The organism is Butyrivibrio proteoclasticus (assembly GCF_900115735.1).
Lineage (GTDB): Bacteria > Bacillota > Clostridia > Lachnospirales > Lachnospiraceae > Butyrivibrio > Butyrivibrio proteoclasticus_B.
Window position 1 is genome coordinate 1 of the sequence record NZ_FOXO01000061.1, and the last position, 4,922, is coordinate 4,922.

General features: G+C 41.7%; 4 protein-coding genes. 3 read left to right on the forward strand and 1 reads right to left on the reverse strand.

Going from position 1 to position 4,922, the window contains the following annotated elements; translation table 11 throughout:
* Window positions 1-824: 824 nt before the first annotated feature.
* Entirely contained in the window at window positions 825-1,433 is a 609-nt protein-coding gene (locus BM146_RS18750; RefSeq protein ID WP_074892190.1) for a DUF1349 domain-containing protein, read from the forward strand.
* Between the two features lie 109 nt (window positions 1,434-1,542).
* Here BM146_RS18750 and BM146_RS18755 read toward each other — a convergent pair whose 3' ends face one another.
* Window positions 1,543-2,205 (reverse strand): Crp/Fnr family transcriptional regulator, encoded by a 663-nt coding sequence (locus tag BM146_RS18755; protein WP_207649947.1) that lies wholly within the window; start codon window positions 2,203-2,205, stop codon window positions 1,543-1,545.
* 336 nt (window positions 2,206-2,541) lie between these two features.
* Here BM146_RS18755 and hcp point away from each other — a divergent pair, with 336 nt between their 5' ends.
* Both hcp and BM146_RS18765 read left to right on the forward strand, forming a co-directional pair.
* Window positions 2,542-4,182: a hydroxylamine reductase gene (gene hcp / locus BM146_RS18760; RefSeq protein ID WP_074892192.1), complete on the forward strand. Its 1,641-nt coding sequence runs from the start codon at window positions 2,542-2,544 to the stop codon at window positions 4,180-4,182.
* Between the two features lie 205 nt (window positions 4,183-4,387).
* On the forward strand, window positions 4,388-4,922 hold a 535-nt coding region (locus BM146_RS18765), incomplete at its 3' end, for a GNAT family N-acetyltransferase (RefSeq protein WP_074892194.1).

Consider the following 4,922-nt stretch of genomic DNA (forward strand, 5'->3'; position numbering starts at 1 on the left):
GGTTTGATGACTTTGGCCTGATTTATCCTACTTCAAGGGATAAACGCATCGATGGCGGAAAGGGACTGGCTCACAAAGGTGTTCCTGTAGATAAATATATAGCGTGGTCTCCTGAGAGTATATACAAAGATGTTGAATTGGACTATTGCCTTGAGTGCAAATGAGTATCTAGGGGTGTGTTATCAATTGATTTAATTTCAGGATTATGTACAACTTGAGCTGGTGTAAAACTGCCTCTATCTAAGAGGTTTCATTTAGTGGCAGTTCAATTTTAGGTTGTGGTTCTGCCTATATTCCGAGTGATGCTGATATAGGTAGTTGATTATTCTGGATGATTTCTGCCTATATTTTGAGTGTTATTGATATAGGCAGTTGAAATTTGAGTTGTTATTCTGCTTCTTTTGAGATGTTTGCGATATAGGCAGAATAATTAAGAAAAAATAAACTGCCTATATTTATAAAAATGTGATAGAAGCAGAAAAACAGGCCTAAAAAATACTGCCACTATTAAATAAACTACAATAAAGGCAGTACAGCCTTATTAAATCGACTGCTATGGCATGGATTTAGCATTGATAATGCGTGCTTTCTGTGATTTGGGCTCAAATACTAATTATAAGATGAAGGTTAAGTTAATGACAGGGAATTGAGAATATGAGAGAATTGCAAGAAAAGCGATTGGTCAGAAACTTGTTTTCGCATGGGATAATCTCCAGGACATTGATGGATGTATAGATAGTGATTTACAGATACAGCTTTTGACACAATCATACAGCTCATTTTCTAAATAAGATTTAGAGGATAAGGAAGGGAGAACAGAAGAAATGAAAATTGACGCAAGAACAATGGAATGGATAAGAAAACCGAACGTATGCAGCATTACTGAGGATAAAGTAACAATCACAACTGAGCCTTTTACTGATCTTTGGCAGAGAACATATTATCATTTTAGGAATGATAATGCACCTATTTTGCAGATGAAGTCAGAGGAACAGTTCTTTTCATTTGTAGTGAGGACAGACTTTGATACCAAGGTCCGCTATGACCAGAGTGGGATTATCATGTATCTTGACAGTGATAATTGGATCAAGGCTTCCATGGAATATGAAAATGAGGAAATCCAGAGACTTGGCAGCGTAGTGACCAACAATGGTTATTCTGACTGGTCTTCAACTGATATTGATGCAAAAATAAAATCTGTGTGGTTCCGATTCAGCAGACGTGAGGATGATTTCTGCATAGAAAATTCGTTTGATGGGGTTACATTTAAGCAGATGCGCATCTGCCATATGTTTAATGTAAAAAATGAAATTGCCTTTGGCATATATGCTTGCAGTGCTGAAAACTCATCATTTAAGGCAACATTCACGGATATGGAACTTACAGAATGCAAATGGCTTGCCCATGATGGTCAGCAGCCAGATGAGGAATAAATGCAAAGAGAAATCTTGAAGAGCATACCTTAGATAGATCTGATGTATTAGAAAGAAGTGTGAGCAAGTGAAGCTGCCATATTAGTAAGATGCTATCAAAAAGAATAATTCAGGACATCAATTTAAAATGATTTTTCCTTACTTCGATAAGGCCGTCTTTTTTCATTTTGCCAAGTTCCTTTGAGAGAGCACTGCGCTCAAGATTAAGATAATCTGCAAGTTGTTGGCGGTCGAACGGGATGTCAAACTCGTTGCTGCCTTTTTTCAGTGAGATGGAATTGAGATAAGCCATGACACGTCCGCGGATTGTCTTTGGAGATGTATGAAAACTTCTCCCAGATAAGTGCAGATTTTTGTTAGCTGATATCATGAGAAGATTTGATATCAGCTTAAAGCTCCATAAGTTCATATTTGATTTTAGCTTTTTTAAACTGCCGACCTTAAAAAAGAGGATTCGGCAGTTTTCATTTGCTCTGACGTCTACTAAGAGAGGTTCGTTCTCAAGCAAGGCATAGGTTTCTGCAAAGAATCCACCCTTTGCTACATTGCTCAGAATAGTACGGTTTCCCCATGCATCATTGCTTTCTATTGTCACACTTCCAGAAATGACAAGACCTAAAGAGTCTATAATATCACCGGCACGCAAAATTATAGAATCCTTCATATATGTTTTCTCTACAGAAGAGAGCCCTTTAAGAGCAAGGTCAATTTCTTCAGGCATCATCCCATTGAAGATGATGTTATCTTTTAACATATCCTTATCCCAAGACATAAAAACATTCCTTTGTTTTTAAAAATGTGGTTATAACAACATAATTATTTTTCTAATCATACTATACTTGCATCATGAAAACAAGGAAAGGAATAGTGCAGCGAAGATCATTCAGGTAAGCAGCGGCCATTTCGCATTGGAAAACTGCTGTGCAGAAATAGCCGAACAGATTCACAGCTGTTTTTGAAAGATGGGATCTAATTTATCAGGGGGATGTTGCTGTTGCTATAGACATTGTGACACCCCCCCCAAAAAAGAAAAAACAGGGAAAGCTTAAGGACTGGAAAGCTACTGGATTGTATGAAACATGTAATTTTTAAAAGGAGAAATTTACCAATGGAAAACAAAATGTTTTGCTACCAATGTCAGGAAACAGCAGGTGGAAAGGGCTGCGCCGTATCTGGGGTCTGTGGTAAGAAGCCGGAAGTGGCTGCAATGCAGGATCTGCTGATTTATGTGACAAAAGGTTTGTCCGTTGTCACGACTGCACTCAGGACAGAGGGCAAGGAGATCAGCAGGGAGGTCAACCACCTCGTGACCATGAACCTGTTTGTGACAATCACAAACGCCAACTTCGATCGTACAGCAATCATCGAAACAATCAAGAGGACACTTGATGTAAAGCAGGAGCTTCTGATGCAGCTTGCGGATAAGGAGGCTCTACCGGAGGCTGCACTCTGGAATGGTGATGAGACCGAGTTCGATGCCAAGGCAGCGTCTGTTGGCGTTCTGGCTACAGAAAATGAAGACATCCGCTCCTTGCGTGAGCTTATCACCTACGGTCTGAAGGGTCTGGCTGCCTATTCCAAACATGCAAATGCACTCCTTCATGATAATGAACAAATTGATGCGTTCCTGCAGGATGCTTTGGCCAAGACGCTGGATGATTCCCTTACTGTAGATGATCTGGTTGCTCTGACACTGGAGACGGGGAAATATGGCGTGGACGGCATGGCACTTTTGGACAAGGCGAATACTGAGGCATATGGAAATCCTGAACTTACCAATGTGGACATTGGTGTCCGAAACAACCCGGGAATCCTGGTTTCAGGACATGATCTTCGCGACCTGGAAATGCTGCTGGAACAGACCGCAGGAACCGGTGTGGATGTATATACCCATTCCGAAATGCTCCCGGCACATTATTACCCGGCTTTCAAGAAATATACGCATTTTGCGGGCAACTATGGCAATGCCTGGTGGAAGCAGAAGGAAGAATTTGATAAATTCAACGGGCCGATACTTATGACCACGAACTGTGTGGTTCCTCCTGCGGAGAGTTACAAAGACCGTCTCTGGACGACCGGGGCAACGGGAGTTCCCGGGTGCAGACATATCGATGGGGCATACGGCGAGGTGAAGGATTTCTCAAAAATCATCGAGCAGGCGAAAGGATGCCCTGCACCGACGCAGATTGAGTCTGGCACCATCATTGGCGGCTTTGCCCATGAGCAGCTATTCACTTTGGCAGATAAAGTTGTGGATGCAGTAAAGACCGGCGCAATCCGTAAGTTCGTTGTTATGGCAGGCTGTGACGGACGCCAGAAAGCAAGGGAGTATTACAAAGAATTTGCAGAGAGACTTCCGAAAGACGTGGTCATCCTGACTGCGGGATGCGCAAAATATAAGTATAATAAGCTGGAACTTGGCGATATTGGCGGCATACCGAGGATATTGGATGCCGGGCAGTGCAATGATTCCTATTCCCTAGTGCTCATTGCACTGAAATTAAAGGAAATTTTTGGACTGGATGATATCAACGACCTTCCACTGGTATTCAATATTGCATGGTATGAACAGAAGGCAGTTATCGTACTTCTTGCCCTGCTGTATCTTGGGGTAAAGAATATCCATCTGGGACCGACACTCCCGGCATTCCTGTCTCCGAACGTGGCGAATGTGCTGGTGGAGAACTTTGGCATCGCGGGTATCGGAACGGTGGAGGATGATCTGCACCTTTTGATTGGCGAGGCATAAAGCAGGGTATTCTAAAAAAAGGGGATATGAATACCTGTCTGTTGTTCCATTATTGATTTGAGGATGATGAGTAGATTGTAAACGTATGGTGCAGCTGTCCGAAGCGGAGGATAAGGTCAGAAAAATTGCCGTTTGACAGGATGATTTACTGTTAAATGGCTCTTTTTCTGTTATAGTAAAAATATGTTTTTGTTGGAGGGCAATTATGGAATTTGGGGAAATTTCTATTAAGGATAAACTTGGCAGAACTGTAATACTGAGAAATGCAAGACCGGAAGATTCAGCGGCTCTTATAGAGTATCTGAAAACGACTAGTGCCGAGACTCCTTATCTGATCAGAGAACCTGAAGAAATCACAATTACAGAGGAACAAGAGAATCAATTCATTCAGGCTAAAATAGATGCAGAGCGTGAGCTTATGCTTGTTGCCTTTATTGATGGTAAGCATATCGGTAATTGCTCCCTTATGAGCATTGCACCATATAAGAGGTACAGCCACAGGTGTGATGTTGCAATTGCTCTATACAAAGAATTCTGTGGATGCGGTATAGGGAAAGCTATGCTTCAGACTGTACTTGATGTTGCGAAGAACATAGGCTATGAGCAGGCAGAGCTTGAAGTTATGGCAGAGAATAAGGATGCCATTGCTATGTATGAGAAGTTGGGATTTGAGAAGTTTGGTACATTCCCTGATAACATGAAATATGCTGGTGGCTCCTATATGGATGCATATTGGATGA

Excerpts from the sequence above, each read along its gene's own strand:
- hcp (WP_074892192.1), top strand. The coding sequence starts at position 2,542 with ATGGAAAACAAAATGTTTTGCTACCAATGTCAGGAAACAGCAGGTGGA.
- BM146_RS18750 (WP_074892190.1), top strand. The coding sequence starts at position 825 with ATGAAAATTGACGCAAGAACAATGGAATGGATAAGAAAACCGAACGTA.
- BM146_RS18755 (WP_207649947.1), bottom strand. The coding sequence starts at position 2,205 with ATGTCTTGGGATAAGGATATGTTAAAAGATAACATCATCTTCAATGGG.